This window comes from Rhizobium sp. CNPSo 3670 (assembly GCF_057784555.1).
In genome coordinates this window covers 1-23,616 of sequence record NZ_JBXSOL010000039.1, presented here as the reverse complement: position 1 = coordinate 23,616, position 23,616 = coordinate 1, and the positions used below count along the sequence as shown (strand labels likewise).

The following is a 23,616-nucleotide window of genomic DNA, read 5'->3' as shown; positions in this document are numbered from 1 at the left end:
GGATCAGCCTCGTGCGAGAATCTGCGTAATTTCAGTGACGAGCTGCTTGCCGCCGTCGGAGGGAGAGAGCTGTCCGAAACCGACCTGTTCGGCAATGTTGCGCAGCATCAACTCGCCTTCGCCGGCACCGGCCGGGGGCGGCGGCGGCAATTTGCCGGCGAGATCGCCAAGGCCGCTGACATAGGCCAAGGCAACCTTGCCGTTGTCATCGAGCTTCGCCGCGACGACCTCGCGCATGGCGGCCGATTCCGGAATGCCGCGCTCGACATCCAGTAGCAGCACAGCCTCGGGGTTCTTGACGAAGAAGTTGATGTAATCAACCGCCTGATCGATCGACTTCGACTGCGCCGAGACCGAGAAGAACATCGAAGGCTTGCGATAATGGCCGCCCTTCGAATCCGGCTTGATGCGCATGTAGTTGGTGAGCGCCAGCTTGTCCTTGTTCATGGCCTGATAGGCGACGAACTGGTTGGAATGGGCAAAACCGGCGGCAGCCTTGCCGAGCGACACCGTGTTGGTTTCGATATCGTTCTTGTCGAGAGCCTGGATATCGGCAGGTACGCAGGCGCCGGCCGCACGGAACTTGGCCCACATGTCGTACCATTCCGATGCGTCGTCCACGTCGAAGGCGATCTTGCCGTCGGCGGTATAGAGCGCCTTGCCGCGCTGGCGCAGCCAGTTTTCGAACAGCGGTTCACCGCCGCTGCCGTCGGCGAGGCCGAACATGCCCTTGCGTTTGCCCGCCTTCGTAATTTCCGCACCCATGCGGGCGAATTCATCCCAGGTGGTCGCCTGCGTCGGCAGATCGACGCCGGCCTCTTTGAAGGCCGTTGTGTTCAGCACCGTTGCAGCCGAATTGGCGCCCAGGCTGACTCCATAGAGATGGCCGTCGACGCTGCCGCCTTCGATCTGCGCCTTGTCGAAATCGTCGAGATTGAGCTTGGCCGGCATGTAGGATTCGAGCGGCGCGAGCGCGCCGCGCCGGGCGTATTGAACGATGTAGCGATAGTCCATCTGAATGACGTCGGGCGCATTGCGGCCGGCAACCTGGGTCGCCAGACGCGGCCAGTAATCGCCCCAGCCAAGGAATTCGCCGGTAATCGAGGTGCCCGGATTCTTCGATTGATAGAGCTGCGACACCCTGTTGGTGCGGTCGGCGCGAGGCTGCGAGCCCCACCATAGGAGACGCAAGCGCGTTTCCTGTGCCAAGGCGCTGGTTCCGAGCGCCGAGAGCGACAGAAGCGCTGCGCTTCCTGCAACGAAATTACGTCTGCTAACACGTAGAGTCATGTTTTCCTCCTCCAAAGGGAAGCGCCTCCACACGCTTCCAATTTAGTTTTGCTTGCGCAAATAACTAATTGGTTACAAGCTACGAGCAAAGCGGCAAGCCTGTCAAGCGGTGTCGGTCAGAGCATGATGCCGAAAGCGCTAGAGGTCACGGCGACATCATGCTTTCAGCATTCCGCTCCAGCGGGCCGCCCTTCCAAATTCGGTTTTTACAATTTCGAACCGAAGGCTTATGAGCACAACACGTGAAGACAGGGGTGGAGCGATGAACGACAGCGGGGGAAACAGGGACAAGAAGCAGACGCGGCGACCGTCCACGGAGCGGACGGCGCAACGCGATCCGGAGCGGACGCGCGCCGCGATCCTTGAAGCGGCAACCCGGGAATTTGCCGAAAACGGCATGGGCGGAGCCCGCGTCGACGCCATCGCCGAACGCGCCGGCACCAACAAACGCATGCTCTACCATTATTTCGGCGACAAGGAGCAGCTCTATCTCAAGGTGCTCGAAGAGGCCTATGTCGGCATCCGCACGGCCGAGCGCGCGCTGCATATCGGCGACCGCAGCCCCGAAGAAGGCATCGGCGAACTCGCGCTCTTCACTTGGCGTTATTTCCTCCAGCACCCGGAATTCCTGAGCCTGCTCGGCACCGAAAACCTGCACCGCGCCCGGTGGCTGCGCCAATCCGTCCGGCTCAAGGAGCTGCATTCGCATCTGATCGGCGAGCTTTCCCAAGTGCTCGAGAAGGGAAAGAAACAAGGCGTCTTCATCGAGACCGCCGATCCCCTGCACGTCTATCTGACGATTGCCTCGCTGGGTTATTTCTACCTTTCCAACCAGTACACGCTTTCGACGATCTTCGGCCGCGACCTGATCGAGCCAGCCAATCTCAGTGCCTGGGAGAGGCATATCGTCCATGTCACCCTTGCCTCGATCCGGCGCTGATACCGAAAGCAGGATTTGACTATTGACAGGCTCGCCGCTCTTCTGCCATCAAGTAACCGTTTAGTTACCGGCTTGGGAGGGCCGGGCCAGGATGCCCGCTCCCACCGCAAAAGATTGCAGGGAGGAAAACATGGCACGCTTGGGGATCATCTTGCACGGCGTCACCGGCCGCATGGGTTACAACCAGCACTTGGTGCGCTCAATCCTGGCCTTCCGCGACCAGGGCGGCATCACGCTGAAATCGGGCGAGAGACTCGAGATCGACCCGATCATCGTCGGCCGCAACGGCGCCAAGATGGAAGAGCTGGCGAAGAAGCATAACATCAAACGCTGGTCGACCGATCTCGATGCTGCGCTCGCCAATTCCGACGACACGATCTTCTTCGATGCCGGCACGACGCTGATGCGCGCCGAGCTTCTGTCCAAGGCTCTCGACGCCGGCAAGCACGTCTATTGCGAAAAGCCGATTTCCGACGATCTGCAGGTGGCGATCGATCTCGCCCGCAAGGCACGGCGCTCCGGCCTCAAGCATGGCGTCGTGCAGGACAAGCTTTTCCTGCCGGGCCTGCGCAAGCTGGCGCTGCTGAAGGATTCCGGCTTTTTCGGCAAGATCCTTTCGGTGCGCGGCGAATTCGGCTACTGGGTTTTCGAAGGCGATTGGGGCGTACCCGCCCAGCGCCCCTCCTGGAACTACCGCAAGGGCGACGGCGGCGGCATCATCCTCGATATGCTCTGCCACTGGCGCTACGTGCTCGACAACCTGTTCGGCGAAGTAAAGGCTGTCTCCTGCCTCGGCGCCACCCATATTCCCCGGCGCATCGACGAGCAGGGCAGGCCCTATGATTGCGACACGGACGATGCCGCCTATGCGACTTTCGAACTGGAGGGCGGAGCGATCGCGCAGATCAACTCTTCCTGGGCGGTGCGCGTGCGCCGCGACGATCTCGTCACCTTCCAGGTCGACGGCACCCATGGTTCTGCCGTCGCCGGCCTGACGAAATGCTGGAGCCAGCATCGCGTCAACACGCCGAAGCCGGTGTGGAACCCCGATCAGCCGCAGACAATCGACTTCTACAAGACCTGGGACGAGGTTCCCGATACGCAGGCCTTCGACAACGGCTTCAAGGCGCAGTGGGAAATGTTCATCCGCCATGTCGTCGAAGATGCGCCGTGGCCCTATGGGCTGGAAGCCGGCGCCAAGGGCGTGCAGCTTGCCGAGCTCGGCCTGAAATCCTGGGCCGAGCGCCGCTGGCTCGACGTTCCCGCGCTGGAGTTTTGAGCCGTGACGACGATCAATCTCCCCCTCGACGGCAAGATCGTTCCCTATACGCTGACCGGCACACCGATCGAGCTGAAGAGACGCGACGCCAAGAGCTTCCCGCGCATCGCCCTTGCGGCCGCTCACGTGGTCGCCGATCCGCTTGCCGACAACGATCCCTGGCTGACGCCGGCGATCGACTGGGAGCGGACGCTGGCCTTCCGCCACCGGCTCTGGGATCTCGGCCTCGGCGTTGCCGAAGCGATGGATACGGCGCAACGCGGCATGGGCCTCGGCTGGCCGGAGGCGCGCGACCTCATCCGCCGGGCACTTGCCGAAGCGGCCGGCCGTAAGGACGCATTGATCGCCTGCGGCGCCGGCACCGATCATCTGTCGCCTGGTCCCGACGTGACCATCGACACGATCATCAAGGCCTATGAAGAGCAGATCGAAACGGTGGAAGCGGCCGGCGGACGCATCATCCTGATGGCAAGCCGGGCGCTTGCCGTCGCGGCAAAGGGGCCGGACGATTACGTCAGGGTCTATGACCGCATCCTTCGCCAGGTCAAGGAACCCGTCATCATCCATTGGCTGGGAGAAATGTTCGACCCGGCGCTCGAGGGATACTGGGGCAACGGCGATCACCTGAAGGCAATGGAAACGTGTCTGCAGGTGATCGAAGCCAATGCCGCCAAGGTCGACGGCATCAAGATCTCGCTGCTTTCCAAGGAGAAGGAAGTGACCATGCGCCGGCAATTGCCGAAAGCGGTGCGCATGTATACCGGCGACGACTTCAATTATGCCGAACTGATCGCCGGCGACGAAGAGGGCCATTCGGACGCGCTGCTCGGCGTCTTCGACGCGATTGCGCCGGCGGCTTCGGCCGCTCTCGACGCGCTCGGCCGCAAGAGCAACCACGAGTTCTTCGATCTGCTGGAGCCGACCGTGCCGCTATCGCGCCACATCTTCAAGGCGCCGACCCGCTTCTACAAGACCGGTGTCGTCTTCCTCGCCTATCTCAACGGGTTGCAGGATCATTTTACCATGGTTGGCGGCCAGCAGAGCACGCGGTCGCTGACGCATTTGGCTGAACTTTTCCGCCTGGCCGACAAGGCCCGTGTTCTTGCCGATCCGGAACTCGCGACTGATCGCATGAAACAGGTGCTTGCCGTCCACGGCGTTCACTGAGTGCCGGTGCGGCAATGGGAGAGAAATGACATGCAGGTCGAAGGACTTTCGATCAATCTGGCGACGATCCGCGAGCAATGCGGCTTTGCCGAAGCCGTCGATATCTGCCTGAAGCACGGCATCACATCGATTGCACCCTGGCGCGACCAGGTCGCCAAGGCGGGTCTCGACGAAGCAGTGCGGATCGTCAAGTCGAACGGCATCAAACTGACCGGCCTTTGCCGCGGCGGCTTCTTTCCGGCGGCAACCGAGGCCGACTGGCAGAAGAACCTCGATGACAACAGACGGGCCATCGACGAGGCGGCGGCCTTTTCCGCCGATTGCCTCGTGCTCGTCGTCGGCGGCCTGCCGGGTGCTTCGAAGGATATCGTCACGGCTCGTCAAATGGTGTTCGACGGCATTGCCGCCGTGCTGCCGCATGCGCAGGCTGTCGGCGTGAAACTTGCGATCGAGCCGCTGCACCCGATGTATGCCGCCGACCGGGCCTGCGTGAACACGCTCGGCCAGGCGCTCGACATGTGCGAGCCGCTCGGCGAGGATGTCGGCGTTGCGATCGACGTCTACCATGTCTGGTGGGATCCCGATCTTGCCAACCAGATTGCCCGCGCCGGACGCATGAAACGCATCTTCGCCCATCACATCTGCGACTGGTTGGCGCCGACGAAGGACATGCTACTCGACCGCGGCATGATGGGCGATGGCGTCATCGACCTGAAGGGCATAAGACGGATGATCGAAGCCGCCGGTTTCTTCGGCGAGCAGGAAGTGGAGATCTTTTCGGCCGAAGACTGGTGGAAGCGTCCGGCCGACGAGGTGATCGCCACTTGCGTCGAGCGCTTCCGGAGCTGCTGCCAGATCTGATTCTTGAGCATTTCCGTTTTTCTTCGAAACACGAAAATGCTCTATCTCTTCGTTTTTACGCAATCCCGGACGCAAAAACCGCTGCACACTTTTACTGGAATTGCTCTGAAATCCCATTGTTTCATCACGTATGAAAGAGGAGTCATTCGATGGAGAAACGCCGTTTTGCCCTGATCGGCACCGGTAACCGCGGCACCACCATGTGGGGCAAGGACCTGCTTGCCGGCTGGCGCGAGCATGTCGATCTCACAGCCATCGTCGAAAAGAACGCGCTTCGCGGCGAGCGCGCCCGCACCATGATCGGCAGCAATGCGCCGCTTTATGACAACATCGATTCCATGCTTGCCGAGCAGAGGCCGGATCTCGCCATCGTCTGCACGCCCGACCATACACATGACGATATCATCGTTCGGGCGCTGGAATCCGGCATCGACGTCATCACCGAGAAGCCGATGACCACCTCGATCGAGAAAATTCGCCGGATTCTCGACGCCGAGAAGCGCACCGGCCGGCGGGTCGACGTCTCCTTCAACTATCGCTATGCGCCGACAGCTGCGAAGATCAAGGAGCTTCTGAATGCCTGCGAGATCGGCCGGGTGACCTCGGTCGATTTTCACTGGTATCTCAACACCAAGCACGGCGCCGACTACTTCCGCCGCTGGCATGCCTATACGGAAAATTCCGGCAGCCTGTTCGTTCACAAGGCCACCCATCATTTCGATCTGCTGAACTGGTATCTCGACAGCGATCCCGAGGCAGTCACCTCTTTCGCCGATCTGCAGAACTACGGTCGCAAGGGTCCTTTTCGCGGGCCACGCTGCAAGCTCTGTCCGCATGCGCAGGAATGCGACTACTATCTCGATCTCGAAAAGGATCCGTTCCTCGATCAGCTTTACGAGGATCCTTCGAAGATCGACGGCTATTTCCGGGACGGCTGCGTCTTCCGCGAGGATATTGACATCCCCGACACGATGGTCGTGTCCATCCGCTACCGCAACAACGTCCATGTCTCCTATTCGCTGAATACCTTCCAGCCGATCGAGGGCCATCACCTCGCCTTCAACGGTACCAAGGGACGCATCGAGCTTCGCCAGCATGAGGCTCAGCCTTGGGAAGTGCCGAAGGAAGACACGATCCTTCTCATTCGCAATTTCCCGAATGGGAAGGAGGCGGTGGAGCGCATCGTCGTGCCGCATTTCACAGGCGGCCATTACGGCGGCGACGACCGGATGCGCAACATGATCTTCAAGCCTGACATGGAAGATCGGCTCAGCCAGCGCGCCGGCACACGGGCGGGCGCCATGTCCGTGCTCTGCGGCATTGCCGCGCTGACGAGCTCGCGCACCGGCAAGGTGGTCGATATCGCCGAACTGATGCCCGAGCTCGCCAATGACGGTTCGCCTAATTCGTTGAGAACACCGCGCTGACCGCATGGCCAGCGTGATGGCGCGCGTCAGGCGATGTTTTCGAGATCGTGCCGGCGGATCTGGTAGAGCAACGGCCGGCCTGTTGTAAAACGCTCGACCTCGTCCGCCGCCATCGCGCCGAGACGCGCCCGTTCCAGGCCGATGGCGCCGGCAATATGCGGTGTCAGGAAAACATTCGGAAGATCGTAGAAGATCGAACCCGCCTCCGGAATTTCCGGATCGGTGACGTCGATGACCGCGTCGATGCGGCCGGTTTTCAGCTCCGACAGCAGGGCGGCTTCATCGATGAGAATGCCGCGCGCGGTGTTGATGAGCGTTGCCCCATCCTTCATCAGCGACAGTCTTCGCGCATCGATCATATGCCGCGTCGACGGCAGTGATGGCGCGTGCAGGGAAACGATATCCGCGCGCCGCATCAACTCGTCGAGGTCGACCTTTTCCGCTCCCAGTCCGGCTGCTTCGGCCGCTCCGAGCATTGGATCGAACAGCAGCACCCTGTAGTCGAAGGGTCTCAGGAGTTCGATCACCCGCCGGCCGATCCGCGAGGCGCCTATAATGCCGAGGGTGCGGCCATAATTGCCGATTGCCTCCCGCTGCATCGGATAGGTCCGATCACGGTTACGGTCGCCGACGTAAAGGTCGCGGAAACGGAAGGCGCGTTTGCCGGCAAAGAGGATCGCGGCGAGCGTGAATTCGGCAACGGGCACCGCATTGGCCTCGGCCGCGTGGCTCACCGCTATACCGGCTTCGAAGATGGCCTCGTCGATGATGCCCTTCACCGTGCCCGCCGCATGGACGACGAGACGAAGCCGCGGCGCAGCGGCGAGAATTTCAGTGCCGATATAGGGCGCTCCCCAGCCGGTGATCAGGATCTCCGCTTCTGGAAGCAGGCGTCTTGCCCGCGCGTCGTCCAGCCGCTGCAGCGGCTCGAGATCGAGCAGACGGCCGAGCGTGTCGAGCCGGCGCAGGATCTCGTCGGGCAGGACATGTTCCGTGCGCGACGGTTCCATGGCAAGGACGATGGCCGGGCGGCTCATGGCATCTGACCCGGCGCTTCGATGGCGCTGACGGTTACGCCCTTTTCCCGCACCAGCGCCTCCAGCGCCGTAATATCAGGCGCTTTCGGCGGCCGCGCCCAGGCCGAGGAAACGGCAGCGGGATCTTCGAGCGCCAGCACCGCCGTGACCAGGATGGTCTCACCTGCCGGGATCTGACCGCGCAGTTGCGGCACGATGGTCTTGGCGACGATTACATTGGTATTGGGCTGGGCCTTCTGCGCGAGTCCGGCGCGTTTGATCGACGATCCCAAGTCGAGAATGCCGGTGAAATCGGCTTCGCCGATCGCATAGGCAGCGCCATCCGAAGCCGACAGCGTGTCCAGCTCGAAATCCCGGCGGGCGATGGCGAAGCCGCCTTCGGCGACCCTCAGCGGCCGGGCCGCCCTGATCCGGTGGAGGCGGATATGCCAGGGGGCCGCGGGCGCGAGCCAGCTCTCGACGCTGACATCGGGGGAAGGTGACCATTTCGCATAAAGCACGTCGCCCGCGAGTTTTGCCTCTTCATTCGTCTCTCGCACGCGGTAGTGCAGGCCGTCTTCGCTGAAAGCCAGCATCGAATCGAAGGCGGCGAGGGCAAAGCCGCGCTCATCGGATTCGACGCTGAAGCCATAGCGGGTGGAATAGGCGAATTTCGCGTATTTTTCCGTGCCGAAACGCATCTGCAGGTTTTCCTGGCCGGAAGACAATGCGACGACATCGCTGCCCGCCCGCATGATCACCATGCCGGGATGGCGCTGGGGAACGACTGCCGACGTCTGCTCCGGCGCCTTTTCTTCAGCGGTCCAGAAGGGGTGGTCCTCCGAGATCGCAAGCGGCAGAAAAGCCTTCAAGGCCCAATAGGGCGAGCCGGCCGAATTATAGCTCTCCGACATCAAGAGGTTTGGATAGCCGAAACCGATCGACAGCACGCCGTCGCGGTCGGCAATCGGCTTGTCCCTCCACCAGCGCAGATGCTGCAGGCAGAGATGCTTGACCTCACCCCAGGGCAAAGCCTCGACATCGGCAAAGGCGAGCGCTGACCAGAAGCCGGCGCAGGCAAAACGATAAGTCAGGCTGCGGCCGAACGGAATCGTCGCCCCGTCGGCCGCAAACCAGTGGCGGAAATCTCGGGCGAAAAGGACGGCGCGCTCGCGGTAGCGCTTGGCGTAATCGTCATCGACGAGCTTCGAATAGATCAGGCCATAAAAATGCATGGCGAAGGGGATGTAATGGTCGATGCGGCGCACGTTGCCGTCGCGATACCAGCCGTCGCCGATATAGAAGCCTTCGAGTTCGTGCAGATATTGTCGCGTCAGGCTGCGGTCGAATTCGGTGCCGAGACGATCGAGGGCGATATCGACGAAGATGCGGAAAAATTTCCAGTTGTTATCAGCATAGTCGAACTGCCTGGCATGTTTGAGATAGGCGACGACATTGCTGCGGGCGCGCGCATCGAGCGGCTCCCAGATCTCTTCCGGCACCAGCGCCAGGGCAAAGCCGAGGGCAGCAAGCTCGACCATCCGCTGATCCCGGCCATTGACCGTTCCCCAATATTCGGGATGGGCAGGGTCGGTGCCGTTTGCCAGACCTTCGGCAAAACGATGCCAATGGGCGAAGTCGCCGCCGCCGGCGCCAAAAGGCGCCAAGCCCCAGAGCGGCCGGGCAAAGCCCTCGAGATCGGCGGCCGCCCGGTCGAAATGGGCGGCGGCGCCACTGAGCCTGACGCGGGCATTGCCCTTGGAAAAACAGGGAAGCAGCGGATCGAAGAGAGCGAGCAGCGCGCGGCTCATATCGGCGCGGGTTTCAAGCGGATTGCCGGCAAGCGGATTGGCGCTGGCGGGATCGTAAGTCATCGACACCTCTTACTGGTTCTCGGCATTGGCAACGGTCCCCCCCGGAACGGGAACGACCGCCTGGCAGATCTGGCGCGCAGCCGCTGTCCTGTTGCGGAATCGGGACAGCATCAGGGATACGGCTTCCCGCCCGAGAGCGGCACGATCGACGCGCATGGTGGAAAGCCGCGGATTGGTCATCAATGCGCAGGGCAGATCATCAAAGCCGATGATCGCGAAATCCTCCGGCACCCGCAGGCCGGCCTCAGTGACAGCTTCGAGAACGCCAACGGCAATGAAATCATTCATGCAGAAAGCCGCTGTGAAGCCGGCATTCTCGGCAAGGACCGCCGCCGTGCTTTCATGAGCCTCGCGGCTTGCGCTGCCCTGGAGCGCGAGCGAAATGAATCGCCCTTCGGCGCCGGGGACGGCGGCGACCGCCGCCTCGAAGCCGCGAATGCGTTCCCGAATCGTATGGCGGTGAGAACCGCTCAGATGCAGGATGCGGCGGTGGCCAGCGCTTGTCAGCCGACTGGTGGCTTCGAAGGCACCAAAGAAGTTAGCCGGAGAAACACCGTCGAACTGCATCCTGGGATCAGTGCCGTTGACAAGCACGGTCGGTGTTGTGCTGGCCTGCAGCCAGTCGCGCAAGGCTTCGTTGGGATCGATGCCGACGAGAAAGAGGCCCTCGGCCTCCGCAGCCCGCATATAATCACGTACGGCATCCGGCGTGATACGATCCTCGCGGGCTAGGCGAATTTCAAATGGCATTCCCGCCTCGGCGGCTCCAGTGCGCAAGCCGTCGACGATCGCTTCGTAGAAGACGCTGAGCCCGCCCGTGATGCCGTCGCTGGCGATCAGCGCCAGCCCGCCGGCAACGGCCTCGGCGGTAGGCCTGACGGGATAACCGTGGTCAGCCGCAACCTTCAAGATATGACGGCGGACGCTTTCGCTGATGCCCGGCTCATTGGCAAGCACGCGCGACACCGTGGAGACGGAGACGCCGGCCAGAGTGGCTATGTCGGCCTGGCGCGGCCGCTTGGTTTTATGCTCGTTCATACAGCAAACATTATGCAAACAATGCAAATTTGCAAGATATTGATTAATTCTTGCAATAGAAATATTTTTGCGTACTCTATCCGGCGAGTGTCCCGGCACGCCGTTGGAGGATGGCAGAGGACATATTGGGAACAAGGAGGAATATGATGCATCTCAATCGCCGTTCATTCCTAGTGAGTTCGGCCGGCGCCGCCGCCGGCTTTGCCTTTGGCGCGGGAAGCGCTATCCCGGCCTTTGCCGAGGAGGCGCAGCTGCGCGCCATGTGGTGGGGATCCAACGACCGTGCCAAACGCACGCTCGATGTCGCCAAGCTCTATCAGTCGAAGACACCCGGCGTTACGATCGTCGGCGAATCGCTTTCCGGCGAAGGCTACTGGACGAAGCTCGCCACGCAGATGGCCGGCCGGGCCATTCCGGACGTTTTGCAGCTCGAGCCGGGAACAATCTCCGATTATTCCAAGCGCGGCGCCTGCCTGCCGCTCGACGAATTCGTCCCCTCGACGCTCAAGGTCGACAGCTTCGGCCCCGACATGCTGAAACTGACCACCGTCGACGGCAAACTCTATGGCGTCGGCCTCGGCCTCAACTCGTTTTCGATGTTCTTCGACACGGTCGAATTCGAAAAGGCGGGCATTCCGCTGCCGACGACAGATCTTACCTGGGATGAATATGCCAAGCTTGCCGTGGAACTCGCCAAGTCCTCGGGCAAGGGCGGTGGCCCCTATGGGGCGCGTTACAACTATGTGTTCGACGCGTGGCTGCGCCAGCGCGGCAAAAGCGTCTTTGCCAAGGAAAGCGTCGGGCTCGGCTTCGCGGCCGATGATGCCAGGGAGTGGTTCGACTATTGGGAGAAGCTGCGCAAGGCGGGGGGCACCGTTGCCGCCGACGTCCAGACGCTCGATCAGAACACCATTGACACCAATTGCCTCGGTCTCGGCAAATCGGTGATCGGCATGGCCTATTCCAACCAGCTGATCGGCTATCAGCTGATCATCAAGAACAAACTCGGCATCACCATGCTGCCGCGCGAAAAGAAGGGCGGCCCTTCCGGACATTATTATCGCCCGGCGCTGATCTGGAGTATCGGCGCGACCACAAAGCATGGCGAAGCGGCCGCGAAATTCATCGACTTCTTCGTCAACGACATCGAAGCCGGCAAGATTCTCGGCGTTGAGCGCGGCGTGCCGATGTCGCCAGCCGTGCGTGAAGCCATTCTGCCGCAGCTGAACCCGACAGAGCAGGAAACGGTCAAATACGTCAACATGCTCAAGGATCAGGTCGGTGAATATCCGCCGCCGGTGCCGATGGGTGCGACCCAATTCGACCAACGCGTGCTGCGCCCGATCTGCGACGAACTCGCCTTCGAGCGGACTTCGCCCGCCGACGCAGCGACCCGGCTCGTCGAAGAGGGTAAGGCAACGCTTAAGGGATGATCGCTTGCCCGATATGAAAGGAGAGGCCCGCAGACGCCGGCGGGCTTCTCTGACGCCCGGCTGAAGCGCGTGTGGACTTTAATTGCGTGCTTCAGCTTGCTTCTTCCAACCTCGCCCTCGCAAACCGCGGCATGCGCGACATGGCGCTTAGTTGGCGGCCAGGCTTTTCACCACGCGCCAGTCAGGCCGGCCGAGATTGAACGGCCAGGCATGCACCTCCTGATCATTGAAATAGACCACTTCCTGAAGGTTCGGGAAGGCGCTCTGTTTCAACGTCGCGGTTTCGATCCACGGCCTCATATAGGCGTCGCCGCCTTCGTAGCCGAGCTCTGCGACCCAGATGGGCTTTCCATAGGCGGCGACGAGATCATAGCCCTGCTTCAGCGCTTCTGAGAAGGTCCGGTGCTTGTTGTAGGCAAGCTCGTCGTAGCGCTCCAGCCCGAAAACCGAGAGCCCGATGAGATCGACATAATCTTCGCCGGGATAATAGTCCTGCAGGCCGGGCACACCCTTCGGCGACCACATTGTCTCGGTGCCGGGCGCCTCGTCGCGAACGATGTCCATCATGCGTCTGTAGGCGGCGATGAAGTCTTGCGGGTTCCAGCCGGCCCACGAAAACCGCCCGGATTTGTCTTCCATTTCCTGTCCCCAGCGGATGATCACGGGGCTTTTCAGCTGGGATATCATCTGCGCGATCGCCCGCATGTTGACATCGTAGTCGCCGCGCAGAACCTTTGCGCGAAGCTCGCCAGAAGTCAGCCGCCGTTCAACGTCCCAGGACCAGGGCTCCACCGTTATCAGCAGGTTGCGGCCCCTGGCCAACGCATAGGCATCCGCAACGCGCAGCGTCTCCAGGTCAACGTCTTCCCAAGGCAGGAACAGGGCTTCGGTCGAGACATTGGCCTGGGCGCCGAAATCCCCATGTGGGTCGTAGGCACCGAACTTGATGCCGTCGGCGTGAACGACCGGGCGTTTGTCGATGATCGTCCGCGCGCTCGCCGCCGGGTTCGGCGCAATGCCCGCATATTGCGCCTCGCTTCGGCCCGGCAACTCCGCGACGCACAACAGCAGCAGCGCGATCGCGGCGGTCGAGAGGTGATTTTTCGTCAGCTTCTTCATGGCTCACCCTCCTTTTCGGGCTATTTCCTGATTCAGCAGAAACTGCTTCAGTTCATACGCCTTGGCGCTGACGGTATCTGCGGAGACGAGTTTGCGGAATTCGTCATCCTGGCGCACAGAAGAATGGCGGAAGATGTACCAATTGCCGTCCGGCTGGCGGCGCTGGTAGATCGTGTTGCCGATCTTGCGATGACCGAAACAGGTGCTGGCGCGCGCTGCTCCCTCGGCGTTCGTCCAGGTCGCGCGCATGCAGAGCTGACCGAAATCGTCGACCACCCACCTGCCTTCGGCGAAGGACTGCTTTCCCTTATCATTCACCCAGGCGACGAACCGCCGGCCATCATCGAAGAACCGGCCTCCGCCTGTGTCCCAGGTCCAGGTCCTGTCACCGTAGATCCGGTAAAGCTCATAGGCGCTGAGCGGCGTCGGCGCCTCGGTCTTGGCGGCCTCGGCACCCTGCGCTGCCAACGGCAAACATAGGCTGAGAGCAACGACTACTCTATACAGTCTCGACCCGATACGCATTACATCTCCTCTCATCGGCCGGTGCCGTCGGCTCACACACCTTGTTCGTTCCGTCCCGTGCTTCCGAATCCATTCCATCTGATGCGGAACTTCACGATCCGGGTTTTGCCGCCGAGGCCAGCACCGGCCACGGCAAATTGCGATTGGCTGAAACTGATGAGCGTCTGGCCATGGGAAAGCGCCTCGAGACTGCGCAGCCCATGGCTGCCGGCCTGTATGCCGCCGGTGACACAGATCGCCAAACCCGTAGCCGTCGCAAGCCAGAGGCCGCGCGATTGCGGCAGCAGCGGCAGGCCGTTCTCGATCGCATGACGAACGACGATCAGCACGGTTAGCGACAGATAGAGCGCGAGGTTCATCGCAGCGAAAAGATAAAAGCCCTGAGCGGCAGCGGCCTCGTCGGCGAGCGCCATGGCCGCGGCACAAAGGCCCGCGAGAGCAATATAGGGCGCAACGACGCGCAGCGGCAAAGACTGCTGCTGCTGCCTTCCCTTCGGGGTGATGCGAAAGTCGACGAAAGAACCGGAGAAATGGTCGCGAATGGCCGCCAGGCTGCCGGCCAGCGACCATGGCCAGCGCAGAAAGACGAAGGCGAGCCCTTCCCAGCCAAACAGTTTAGCATCGTGCGGCCGGAAGGATCCCGTGGCCCGCCAGAAGAAAGCAAAGAGCATCAGCACGATCGACATCGGCGCGAAATGCAGCAGAAAATCCGGATAGGTCACGTTGACGAAGACCTGGCCCGTCAGCAAGGCGGCAACCGGCAGCAGGAACATCACTGCCATGATGGCGGAAAAGAGTGGATACCACAGCTGCGAAAAGACGAACTGGAATTTCTGCCGCCTGGGCAGATTGATGACGTAGCGGCGGGAATATTGCAGCAGGATGGTGACGAGGCTGCGCGACCACTGGAATTCCTGCACGGCGAGATCGACGAAATTCGCCGGGCCGTCGCCATGAGCGATCGCATCGATCGCGTGGACGCCGCGCCAGCCGCCGGCGTTCATCATCAGCGTCGTCGAATGATCTTCGGCAAGCTCGGGGCCAAGGCCCCCGATCTGGCGAAGGGCTGATGTGCGGACCGCATAGTGGGAGCCGATGCAAAGGGGCGCCCAACCATTGTTGTAACCGGTCTGCAGCGAGCCGTGCAGACTTGCCTCTGCGTAGAGCCTGCCGCGCGCGACCCAACTCGCCGCGGCATTCGCATCACAGATGCTGGGTGCGGAAACATAGCCAACGGCAGGATCGGCGAAAGGGCGCAGGACTTCACGGAGATATGTCGGTGTCGGCACATGATCAGCATCGAACTGGGCGACGAAATCGTAACGCGCATAGCCGAAATGGTCGTAGAAATAAGCAAGATTGCCTTCCTTGCACCGCGTCCGGCGCGGCCAGGTCGTGCGGTGATACTCCGCCACGCCCTTCCTCGTCGAGATCAGCACGCCGTGCTCGGCGCACCAGCGTCTGGTTTCCGCGGACGGATCCTCGTCGGCTAGCCAGACGTCGAACTCGACACCAGTCTGATCGAGCATCGCCTGAAGCGTGGCTCGGACGACGGCAAAAGGTTCGGACGGCGCCTTGGTGACGACCATCGCCACGCGTCCTTCCGGCAGCCGGGCGCGCGAACCGATCGTTCTCGCATCGAGGAAGATCAGGATGAAATAGGCGGGGACAAGCGTGATCCAGGCAAGCACGACGGTGACGAGCACGAAGGCTGACCAGGAAATGATGTGGGCGGACTGACACCACCAGCTCCAGAAATAGCCGAGCGCCGCCAGCCAGCAGAGGATACCGAAACCATAGGCGACACGATTCCACCCTGTGAACACGGGGTTGAATGGGTCCGCAGCAGCTTTCGCCGTCTTGACCCGGTAACCGAAGTCCGAAATCAGGCTCATGCGGTCACCTCCAGCCCGAAGGTCGGGCCGGCAGTGCGGATGATCGTATCGATATCCGAGAGTGTGGGCGTGAAGCCGAGCTCCGCCTTCGCCCTTGCCGTGTTGGCAAAGAGGATTGGCGGATCGCCGGGGCGGCGGGCGCGATAACGGACGGGGACTTCGCGGCCGCTGGCGCGATAGACCGCGTCAATGATCTCGCGCACTGACGTGCCACGGCCTGAACCAAGATTGACGCTGAGCGAGGCGCCGTCTGCGATCAGGTGGTTGACGGCGGCCAAATGTGCCTGGGCGAGATCGCTGACATGGATATAGTCGCGAACGCAGGTTCCGTCCTCGGTCGCATAATCGGTTCCGAAGACATCGAGCCGGTCCAGTCTGCCGGCGGCAGCAAGAAGGGCGCGGGGGATAAGATGTGTCTCGGGCTCGTGACGCTCGGCAAGCTCACCCTCCGGATCGGCGCCGGCCGCGTTGAAATAGCGCAAGGCAGCGAAGCGGATGCCATAGGCAGCGGCAAAATCCTCGAGCGCCATCTCGAAGATCAGCTTGGTGCGGCCATAAGGATTGACCGGCTGCTGCAGACTTTCCTCCCGTATCGGCAACGAGGCGGGAACGCCATAGGTGGCGCAACTGCTGGAAAAAACGATCTTGTCGATTTCCTGGTCGAGACAGGCCTCGAGCAGCGTGAGACTGCCGACGACATTGTTGCGGTAATATTTCCGCGGCATGTCGACGGATTCGCCGACATAGGCATTGGCGCTGCAATGGATGACGCAATCGGGCGAAAATTCGGCCATCGTCCGGCGCAGCGCAGCGGCGTCGCCGAGTTCCCCGCGGACGAGCGGGCCCCAGCGGACGCTGTCGGCATGTCCGGTCGAGAGGTTGTCGTAGGTAACCGGGATCATCCCGGCGCGCGACAGCGTTTTGCAGATATGACTGCCTATGAAACCGGCGCCGCCGGTGACGAGAATATAGCGGGGCATCTCATACGGCCTCCGCCTGCTCCGTCCCGGCAAGCAGGCCGTCGAAATATTCGACGGTGCGCGCCAGGCCGGCTTCGAGCTCGATATGAGGCTGCCATGCCAGTTCCGTCATCGCCCGTGAGATATCCGGCCGCCGCTGGCGTGGATCGTCGACGACAGCCGGAAGGTGAACGATGCGGGAACGCGAATTTGTGAGGTCCCGGACGATTTCCGCCAGGCGTCGAACGGTGAACTCGCCTGGGTTGCCGAGATTGATCGGACCGTGGCATGCGCTGCCTGCTGCCGAGAAGCGCAAAAAACCTTCGATGAGATCATCGACATAGCAGAAAGAGCGAGTCTGCTGGCCGTCGCCGTAGATGGTCAGGTCGGCGTTGCGCAGGGCCTGCACGATGAAGTTAGAGACCACCCGCCCGTCATCGGCGCGCATGCGGGGCCCGTAGGTGTTGAAGATGCGGCCGACCTTTATGTCGACGCCGTAGGTCCTGTGGTAGTCGAAAAACAGGGTTTCGGCACTGCGTTTTCCCTCATCGTAGCAGGCTCGCGGCCCGATGGAGTTGACATTGCCGCAATAGGATTCGCGTTGCGGGCTCTGGGTCGGGTCGCCATAGACTTCCGACGTCGACGACTGAACGACGATCGCGCCGGTCTTGCGCGCACAATCCAAGGTGTTGACGGCGCCGAGTACGCTGGTAAGCAAGGTGCCCACCGGATCCCGTTGATAGTCGGGCGGAGAGGCAGGAGAGGCGAAGTTGAAGATCAGCGACGCTTCGATATCGAAGGGCTGACGCACATCGTGCTCGATGATGCGAAAGCGGGGGTTCGATGCGAGATGCTCGACATTTGCACGGCGGCCGGTGGAAAAGTTGTCGAGGCATATGACGCTGTGGCCGCTTAGCAGAAGCCTTTCGCAGAGGTGCGAGCCAAGAAAGCCGGCTCCGCCATTTACAAGAGCGGTGCCCAGATTCTTGAGCACCGCCATGTTCTTTACTTCCGAATAGCCTTCGCCGGGAACGAAACTACGCATTACAAACTCCTCCCCACGCTTTAGTCTTTTGTATTATTTACGCGGCTTACATCTTACCCTACTCGGATGTATATTCATGCAATGCGTACCAATACATGAATAAGTTCGAGGTTATTCTTCAGTTAACTCATTTACTATTGAAATGATAAGGCGATTGTTATCAAGGTCAACTTCAAAAGACATAAATATCCCAAATAATTACGCAGTTGTTCTTCAGAGTAACAAATGATTAATCATTTTACTTATTTTTTCACGTAGAACGGGAAACACGCCGTTGCTCAAACTTTGCTCAATAAAGATGGGATAGAAGAAGGAGAGGTCGGCTTCGCAGGGCTGCGCCACCGGTCTTGCATCCGGAAGTGTCCTATGAGAGGGATTTGGCATGTTCAAAAATCACGCCACATCCCAGCCGAAAGGCTGGCGTCCATTTCATTTTGCGATGCTTGCGGGGGGAGTGACGCTTCTTGCGATCGGAGCGACGGCTTGTGTGGTCGTTGACGACGACATGGCCGCTATCGCGAAAAAGAATGTTGTCGTCGTCGAGACGCGACCCGCTACGAAGGCTTACACCTACCCGGAAAATCGAACGGCTCGGCCTGTTGCGGCACGAGCCCGCATCGTCGCCTATCACGGGTCCGCGCCCTATATCTGCTCTCCAAGCGGCTTCGGACAGAAGTCGCGCTGCTTTGCCCGTCGCTCGACCTGAAGCAAAAGCGCCGCTGCATATTCATTAAATCGGAATCGATTTAAGAATAGACTCAAGCGCAACTTAAAGTGTGATAGCGTTCTTTGCGCGCCTGAAAAAGCGCGGCGCTATCGATCAGTTGCGCCACCGGCTGGACATGTCGTCATCGCCGACCGGATGGTCGTTGAAGAAGCGAGACGCTGCTTCCGTACGGTTTCGCACGTTCATCTTCTTATAGATGTTGCGGACGTGAACCTTCACCGTGTTTTCGGAAAGATGCAGCTTGTCGGCAATAATCTTGTTCTGCGTCCCCTTGCAGATGAGATCCAGGATCTGAACCTCCCGGGTCGTCAAGGCGGAGATGCTGTCGCGTCTCAGCTTGAGCGCATTGTTGCGGGCGGCATCAACCGACTTGGTCTGATAAAGTGAGGGCTCCAGTTGGGTCCCCTTATTGGTGAGGCGGTTGAGAAGCGCCGAGGGAAAATGCTCCCCGCCCTTCATCAGCAGATCCACCGCGGCCATGAAGACATCAAGCCGAAGATTAAGCGGCAGGACGCCGTCGATGATCCGTGCCTCGACCAAACGGCTGACATAGGGCTCCATCATGTCGATGGCTTCGACGACAAGTCCGATCGAGGTTTCCGGATGATTTTCCCTGACCGCCTGCAGCGCTTCTTGCAACTCGGGCGTAGGTATATGGTAAAATAAAACCAGCTTTATATCGCTGCTATCCTTTGCCAGCATCGGAGTTGCGTTCGTTATGCTTGGCACATCGCAATTTGGAAATTTCTTTGCCAGCGCCTCCACCATGCATTCTGAAAACAGATCAGCCTTGGCTACTACAAGGATAGTATCTCCGGATGGGCTAGACTTTCTCGTCTGGTCCGCATTCTCCATTCCTGAACCGGTCATGAACATATACGCCTCCCCTAGCGGTACACTTTACTCAACATGAAGCGATGGCAGGTATAAGATAGTATGAAATGCCGGTCTTATTGTGTCATCGCCTTTTTCTTTAGACATTTCTTAATTATGTTAATACGGATTGAGAAGGAAGGAAATGGCCCAAAGTGATTAGTTTTAGGGAGCGAGAAACAACAAGATACTACGTATCGGTTGTATTTTTGCTCACCCTTATACTCCGAGGTTATATTTGCTCCCACTATAGATAATTCAGTAAATGTAATATTTCAGTACAAATTGTAATATTTTTTCGCCCGCCCCTGATGATTACGAGACTGGCAAGTTGTCACTCAACCCGGTCACTCCTGGCAAAAGCCTCGCATTCCCGGCTGCTTATGCCGGGCCGTGATCTCTGCAAGGCCAGCGCTGCGCTCGAACGTGTCCGGTCGGTCGCCGAGGCAGCGCATCGCAGAGGCTGATATCGTCCAGAGACCCTCGTGCGCTGGAACAGCGGGCACCAGCAAGATGAAGAAGGCGCGGCGTCTGCACTGGCGCACCTGCGCGGCTGTTGAAATGCACCCGACCAGGCGCATCATACCATGCTCTTTGATTTTGAGCTGCAATCGCTGCTAAAGAGGTGTGAGCCTATTTTGCACTCCTCAGCGAGACGTCATGCAGATCGATGCGGACAGGGCAGAACGGGAACGGCTTCTGGCCATTCTCGGTTTCTGGCATAAGATCGAGTTTTTCATACCTTATGATCTCTCCAGTCGCCTCGTCTCCGGCGAAGGACGGACCATTTTCTGGCTGCATGCAGAGACGCTCTTGCAGGACAGCGCTGCACTCAGCCGTCCTGTCATACCCGAGGGGAAGCAGATCACCGGCTTTACCTTATTCCTCGGCGTTTTCAGCAAATCCGAGATCTCCGACGTCCGCAGGCACTTCGACAACGCTGCGGTCGACCTCGCCGAGTGTGAGGATGCCGAACGCAGCGATCTCGATGGCGATACCTGCTTTGCCAGCCTGCAGCTTACTCCGCTCGGGCAGCCGATGTTCGAAACATTTTCCGTCTCGACGCTTCCGTGGGCCCTCGGACGGGTACGGAAAACCGGTCTCTCCTCGCTCAGCCATGAGGCATTTGCCAACGGCAAGCGGCAGTTGTTGGAATTGCTTCAAAACTTTCAGGCGCAGCGACAGCTGGGGTCTTCATCCTTCGAGGCTGCCACCGATCAGCCGATCGACGCCGGCCGAAATCGTGGCGCTGCATGAATTGCTCTGCGATTGGGCAGGTTTTGCCTCACGCCAGGAAAAGCCCATCGCCGCCGTTGAAATACGGTACCGCGACAGGTCGGAAAGACCCGAGCTCATCTCGTTGCCGCCTCAACAGGAGGATCATGCACCCAACGCCGATGAGGAAGACGAAAGTGCCAGCCTTGATGAAGACATTGGCATTCTGAACAGCTTCTTTATCGAGGATATCGAACGGGCGATGATCCGCGTCAAGCAGGGCAATGTCCCGGAGCCGCTCCGGCGGTACCTCAACCCGCCGGCAGATGAAAATCGGGTCGACCTTTATTCGGAAGAAGGACGCCGGGCGATCATTCGGGCGCTGCATCCCGGCAATCTCAACCGTGGACGCTGGCTGAGCGAGCCTCATCTCGCAATGAGCCTCATGCAACAGTTCGCGATCAATGCGGCGATCGGCGGCCTGTCGGAAACGGGATTATTCTCGGTCAACGGCCCGCCGGGCACCGGAAAGACCACGCTGCTGCGTGACATGTTCGCGGACAACATCGTCCGGCGCGCCCGGGTGCTCTCCTCCCTGACGACGGCGCGCGACGCCCTTGACGGCTCGCCACGCCGTGTCGGTTTTACGGATCGGAGCACCGCCTCCATATCGGCGCTGATCCCAGCCCTTGCCGGATTCGAAATGGTCGTCGCCTCCTCTAACAATGCCGCCGTGGAGAATATTTCGCGCGACCTTCCCAAGCGGAGCTCGATCGCGAGCACGTCTTCCTTTCAATATTTGCAGACGGTTGCACACAAGATCGCCTGCCAGAAAGACAACGGAGCGGTCGTCAAGCTCCCTGACGGCGACCGCCCATGGGGGTTGATCGCCTGCGCGCTCGGCAATTCCAGGAACCGCCGGGCCTTCAAAGAACGTTTCGCCTTCATGGAGATCGCCGAAAGACCGAAGCCCAGCTGGTCGGGCGCAGCAAAGCCGCAGACCATCTGGGAATGGTTGAAGAGCTATGAGGGGCCAAGCTTCGCCGAAGCGGCATCGGCTTTTCATGCCGCCGACGAGATGGTTCGCGAAAAGATCAGCCAATATGCGCGCTATGCCGATCTGCGTGATGAGATAGCGCCCGTTTCGCAGGATGCATTCTGCCGCGAAGCGCTCGAGAGGGTGGCTGTCGCCGCCGACGAAGTTTTGCATGCGCAGAATCGATGCGACATGCTGGCGACCGAAATGCGCCGCATCGCCGACGGTTTGTCTTATCTGAAGGAGGAGGAACAGCTGCTCGACCGCAGCGCCCCTGCGCGATGGAGGAGAGTGCTCTCGACCAACCCGGCCCGGCAGCATCGCCAGGATGTCATCACCAATGCGCGGAAGCAGCTGGAACTGCGCAAGGCGCTGGCCGAATGCGAAGATCAGCTTGCGAAAACCGATAAACCCACATTGGAACGGGCTTTGCGAGAGCATGACCGGGCCGAACGGGCACTGCGGTCACGACAGAAAATCTGGTCTGCGAAAAAAGAGGAACTCGAGCGGCTGGGGGAAATTCTCGATCATCCCGCCGCACCGGAGCGTCTCACCGATCTCGATGAGGATCAGGTGCAGATCGACGGTCTCTGGCATCAGGACGAACTGGCGGCTCTGCGTTCGGCATTGCTGGAAGCAGCGTTGACGCTGCATGAAGCTTGGTTGGCCGATGTCGGCAGGAAGGGCGGAGGTTTTGGCGGAAATATCGTTGCGGTCACCGAAGTGCTTTCCAACAACAATCCCGTCGATGACAAGCACATTGCATCGATCTGGCAGAGCCTTTTCATGATCGTTCCGATCGTCTCCACGACATTCGCGTCTTTTGCCAAGCAGTTCCGCGGGCTTGGGCCCGGCTCGATCGGCTGGGTCTTCATCGATGAAGCCGGCCAGGCGGTGCCGCAGGCGGCGGTCGGTGCGTTGATGCGGGCACGTCGCGTCATGGTGATCGGCGATCCCTTGCAGATCGAACCGGTTTTCACGCTCCCCAGCGCGCTGATTTCAGGCGCTTCGGCTCTTTCACCCCACACGGCAGCAGGCCAATATTCGCCGAACAGGGCGTCTGTGCAGATGCTGGCCGATGCCGCCAATCGCTACGGAACGACGCTTCAGGGCGAGGAGGCAGATGGGCTCTGGATCGGCAGCCCGCTCAGAGTGCATCGACGCTGCATCGATCCGATGTTCAGCCTTGCCAATCAGATCGCCTATCGGAACAAGATGATCTTCGGGCTGGAAGAGCGCCGGCCGGCCGGCGACGCATCGCCCTTTTATGGCGACAGCGCCTGGATCGACGTAAAGGGCAAGGTCTCGGGCAAACAGGTCGTTGCCGAGCAGATAGACTTCATCGTCGACCTCATCGCCGCGACTTATCACCGGGGCGGTGCATTGCCGGACATCTACATCATCTCGCCGTTCAAGGAGATCAAGACCGGTTTGAGACGGGCTCTTTCTCATGCGGTCTGGATCGACCAAGACGGATATGCGCGCGGATCTCCAGCGAAACTACAGAAATGGCTTCAGGAACGGGTAGGCACGGTTCACACCTTCCAGGGCAAGGAAGAAGATATCGTTTTCATGGTTCTCGGCGCCGATGCCGAACATCGCGGAGCGGCCGGCTGGGCCGCATCCAAGCCAAACCTGTTGAACGTGGCGCTGACGCGCGCCAAGCGCCGTTTCTACATCGTCGGCGACCGCACGCTCTGGCAAACGCTTCCCTATTTCAGAGAGGCGGCAAATGCGTTGCAGACGATCCGGCCCGCGGAATTCCTGACCCGAAACGAGCTGAACATGGGGGATCGGACTCCGGCGCCGTTCGCTGAACGCATGTTGTGACGTTCCCCCAGAAACGCAAAACCCCGCCATGAGGCGGGCTTTTTGCGTGTTGTGTTTATGGAAGGTT

17 protein-coding genes and 1 pseudogene are annotated in these 23,616 nt (G+C 60.3%); 8 read left to right on the top strand and 10 right to left on the bottom strand.

What is annotated here, in order from left to right; translation table 11 throughout:
• Window positions 1-3 precede the first annotated feature (3 nt).
• Window positions 4-1,290 (bottom strand): ABC transporter substrate-binding protein, encoded by a 1,287-nt coding sequence (locus tag AC13QO_RS26460; protein ID WP_488542348.1) that lies wholly within the window; start codon window positions 1,288-1,290, stop codon window positions 4-6.
• A gap of 262 nt (window positions 1,291-1,552) precedes the next feature.
• Between AC13QO_RS26460 and AC13QO_RS26455 the strand changes: the two genes are divergently transcribed.
• The 5 genes from AC13QO_RS26455 (at window position 1,553) to AC13QO_RS26435 (ending at window position 6,964) form a co-directional block, all read left to right on the top strand.
• Window positions 1,553-2,230, top strand: coding sequence for a TetR/AcrR family transcriptional regulator (locus AC13QO_RS26455; protein ID WP_097600476.1), 678 nt, complete (start codon window positions 1,553-1,555; stop codon window positions 2,228-2,230).
• 130 nt (window positions 2,231-2,360) lie between these two features.
• Entirely contained in the window at window positions 2,361-3,509 is a 1,149-nt protein-coding gene (locus AC13QO_RS26450) for a Gfo/Idh/MocA family protein (protein ID WP_221113858.1), read from the top strand.
• A gap of 3 nt (window positions 3,510-3,512) precedes the next feature.
• Complete coding sequence (locus tag AC13QO_RS26445; RefSeq protein ID WP_488542347.1) at window positions 3,513-4,676, top strand: dihydrodipicolinate synthase family protein; 1,164 nt, start codon at window positions 3,513-3,515, stop codon at window positions 4,674-4,676.
• A 30-nt stretch (window positions 4,677-4,706) separates the two neighbouring features.
• Window positions 4,707-5,537 carry a sugar phosphate isomerase/epimerase family protein gene (locus AC13QO_RS26440; protein ID WP_488542346.1) on the top strand — a complete coding sequence of 277 codons (831 nt, stop codon included), beginning with the start codon at window positions 4,707-4,709 and terminating at the stop codon, window positions 5,535-5,537.
• A 149-nt stretch (window positions 5,538-5,686) separates the two neighbouring features.
• Complete coding sequence (locus tag AC13QO_RS26435) at window positions 5,687-6,964, top strand: Gfo/Idh/MocA family protein (protein WP_285192107.1); 1,278 nt, start codon at window positions 5,687-5,689, stop codon at window positions 6,962-6,964.
• A gap of 26 nt (window positions 6,965-6,990) precedes the next feature.
• On the opposite strand, the gene AC13QO_RS26430 is transcribed toward AC13QO_RS26435, so the two are convergent.
• Genes AC13QO_RS26430 through AC13QO_RS26420 form a run of 3 tightly spaced genes read right to left on the bottom strand, consistent with a single transcriptional unit; the run spans window position 6,991 to window position 10,892 of the window.
• Window positions 6,991-8,001, bottom strand: coding sequence for a hydroxyacid dehydrogenase (locus AC13QO_RS26430; protein WP_488542345.1), 1,011 nt, complete (start codon window positions 7,999-8,001; stop codon window positions 6,991-6,993).
• The gene (locus AC13QO_RS26425; protein ID WP_488542344.1) at window positions 7,998-9,854 is read right to left on the bottom strand and encodes a DUF2264 domain-containing protein; all 1,857 of its coding nucleotides are present in this window, start codon (window positions 9,852-9,854) and stop codon (window positions 7,998-8,000) included. The genes AC13QO_RS26430 and AC13QO_RS26425 overlap by 4 nt, the downstream gene beginning before the upstream one ends.
• 9 nt (window positions 9,855-9,863) lie before the next feature.
• Window positions 9,864-10,892: a LacI family DNA-binding transcriptional regulator gene (locus AC13QO_RS26420; RefSeq protein WP_488542343.1), complete on the bottom strand. Its 1,029-nt coding sequence runs from the start codon at window positions 10,890-10,892 to the stop codon at window positions 9,864-9,866.
• Between the two features lie 146 nt (window positions 10,893-11,038).
• On the opposite strand from AC13QO_RS26420, the gene AC13QO_RS26415 reads away from it, so the two are divergent.
• On the top strand, window positions 11,039-12,325 hold the full coding sequence (locus AC13QO_RS26415; RefSeq protein ID WP_488542342.1) for an ABC transporter substrate-binding protein: 1,287 nt from the start codon (window positions 11,039-11,041) through the stop codon (window positions 12,323-12,325).
• Between the two features lie 147 nt (window positions 12,326-12,472).
• Here the strand turns inward: AC13QO_RS26415 and AC13QO_RS26410 are convergent, their stop codons facing one another.
• From AC13QO_RS26410 to AC13QO_RS26390, 5 genes are read right to left on the bottom strand one after another with little or no spacing between them, the layout of a single operon-like run.
• Entirely contained in the window at window positions 12,473-13,444 is a 972-nt protein-coding gene (locus AC13QO_RS26410; RefSeq protein ID WP_488542341.1) for a glycoside hydrolase family 26 protein, read from the bottom strand.
• Between the two features lie 3 nt (window positions 13,445-13,447).
• Window positions 13,448-13,969, bottom strand: coding sequence for a DUF995 domain-containing protein (locus AC13QO_RS26405; protein ID WP_488542340.1), 522 nt, complete (start codon window positions 13,967-13,969; stop codon window positions 13,448-13,450).
• Between the two features lie 32 nt (window positions 13,970-14,001).
• The gene (locus AC13QO_RS26400) at window positions 14,002-15,864 is read right to left on the bottom strand and encodes a glycosyltransferase family 2 protein (protein ID WP_488542339.1); all 1,863 of its coding nucleotides are present in this window, start codon (window positions 15,862-15,864) and stop codon (window positions 14,002-14,004) included.
• Window positions 15,861-16,844 (bottom strand): UDP-glucose 4-epimerase GalE, encoded by a 984-nt coding sequence (gene galE / locus AC13QO_RS26395; RefSeq protein ID WP_488542338.1) that lies wholly within the window; start codon window positions 16,842-16,844, stop codon window positions 15,861-15,863. Before galE ends, AC13QO_RS26400 begins: the two co-directional genes overlap by 4 nt.
• Window position 16,845: 1 nt before the next feature.
• Entirely contained in the window at window positions 16,846-17,868 is a 1,023-nt protein-coding gene (locus AC13QO_RS26390) for a UDP-glucuronic acid decarboxylase family protein (protein WP_488542337.1), read from the bottom strand.
• A 382-nt stretch (window positions 17,869-18,250) separates the two neighbouring features.
• Here AC13QO_RS26390 and AC13QO_RS26385 point away from each other — a divergent pair, with 382 nt between their 5' ends.
• Window positions 18,251-18,574, top strand: a complete 324-nt coding sequence (locus AC13QO_RS26385) for a hypothetical protein (RefSeq protein ID WP_488542336.1) — start codon at window positions 18,251-18,253, stop codon at window positions 18,572-18,574.
• Between the two features lie 114 nt (window positions 18,575-18,688).
• Here AC13QO_RS26385 and AC13QO_RS26380 read toward each other — a convergent pair whose 3' ends face one another.
• Window positions 18,689-19,471 (bottom strand): helix-turn-helix transcriptional regulator, encoded by a 783-nt coding sequence (locus AC13QO_RS26380; RefSeq protein ID WP_085776469.1) that lies wholly within the window; start codon window positions 19,469-19,471, stop codon window positions 18,689-18,691.
• 657 nt (window positions 19,472-20,128) lie between these two features.
• Between AC13QO_RS26380 and AC13QO_RS26375 the strand changes: the two are divergent.
• Window positions 20,129-23,549 (top strand): annotated as a pseudogene (locus tag AC13QO_RS26375) (DEAD/DEAH box helicase).
• Window positions 23,550-23,616 lie beyond the last annotated feature (67 nt).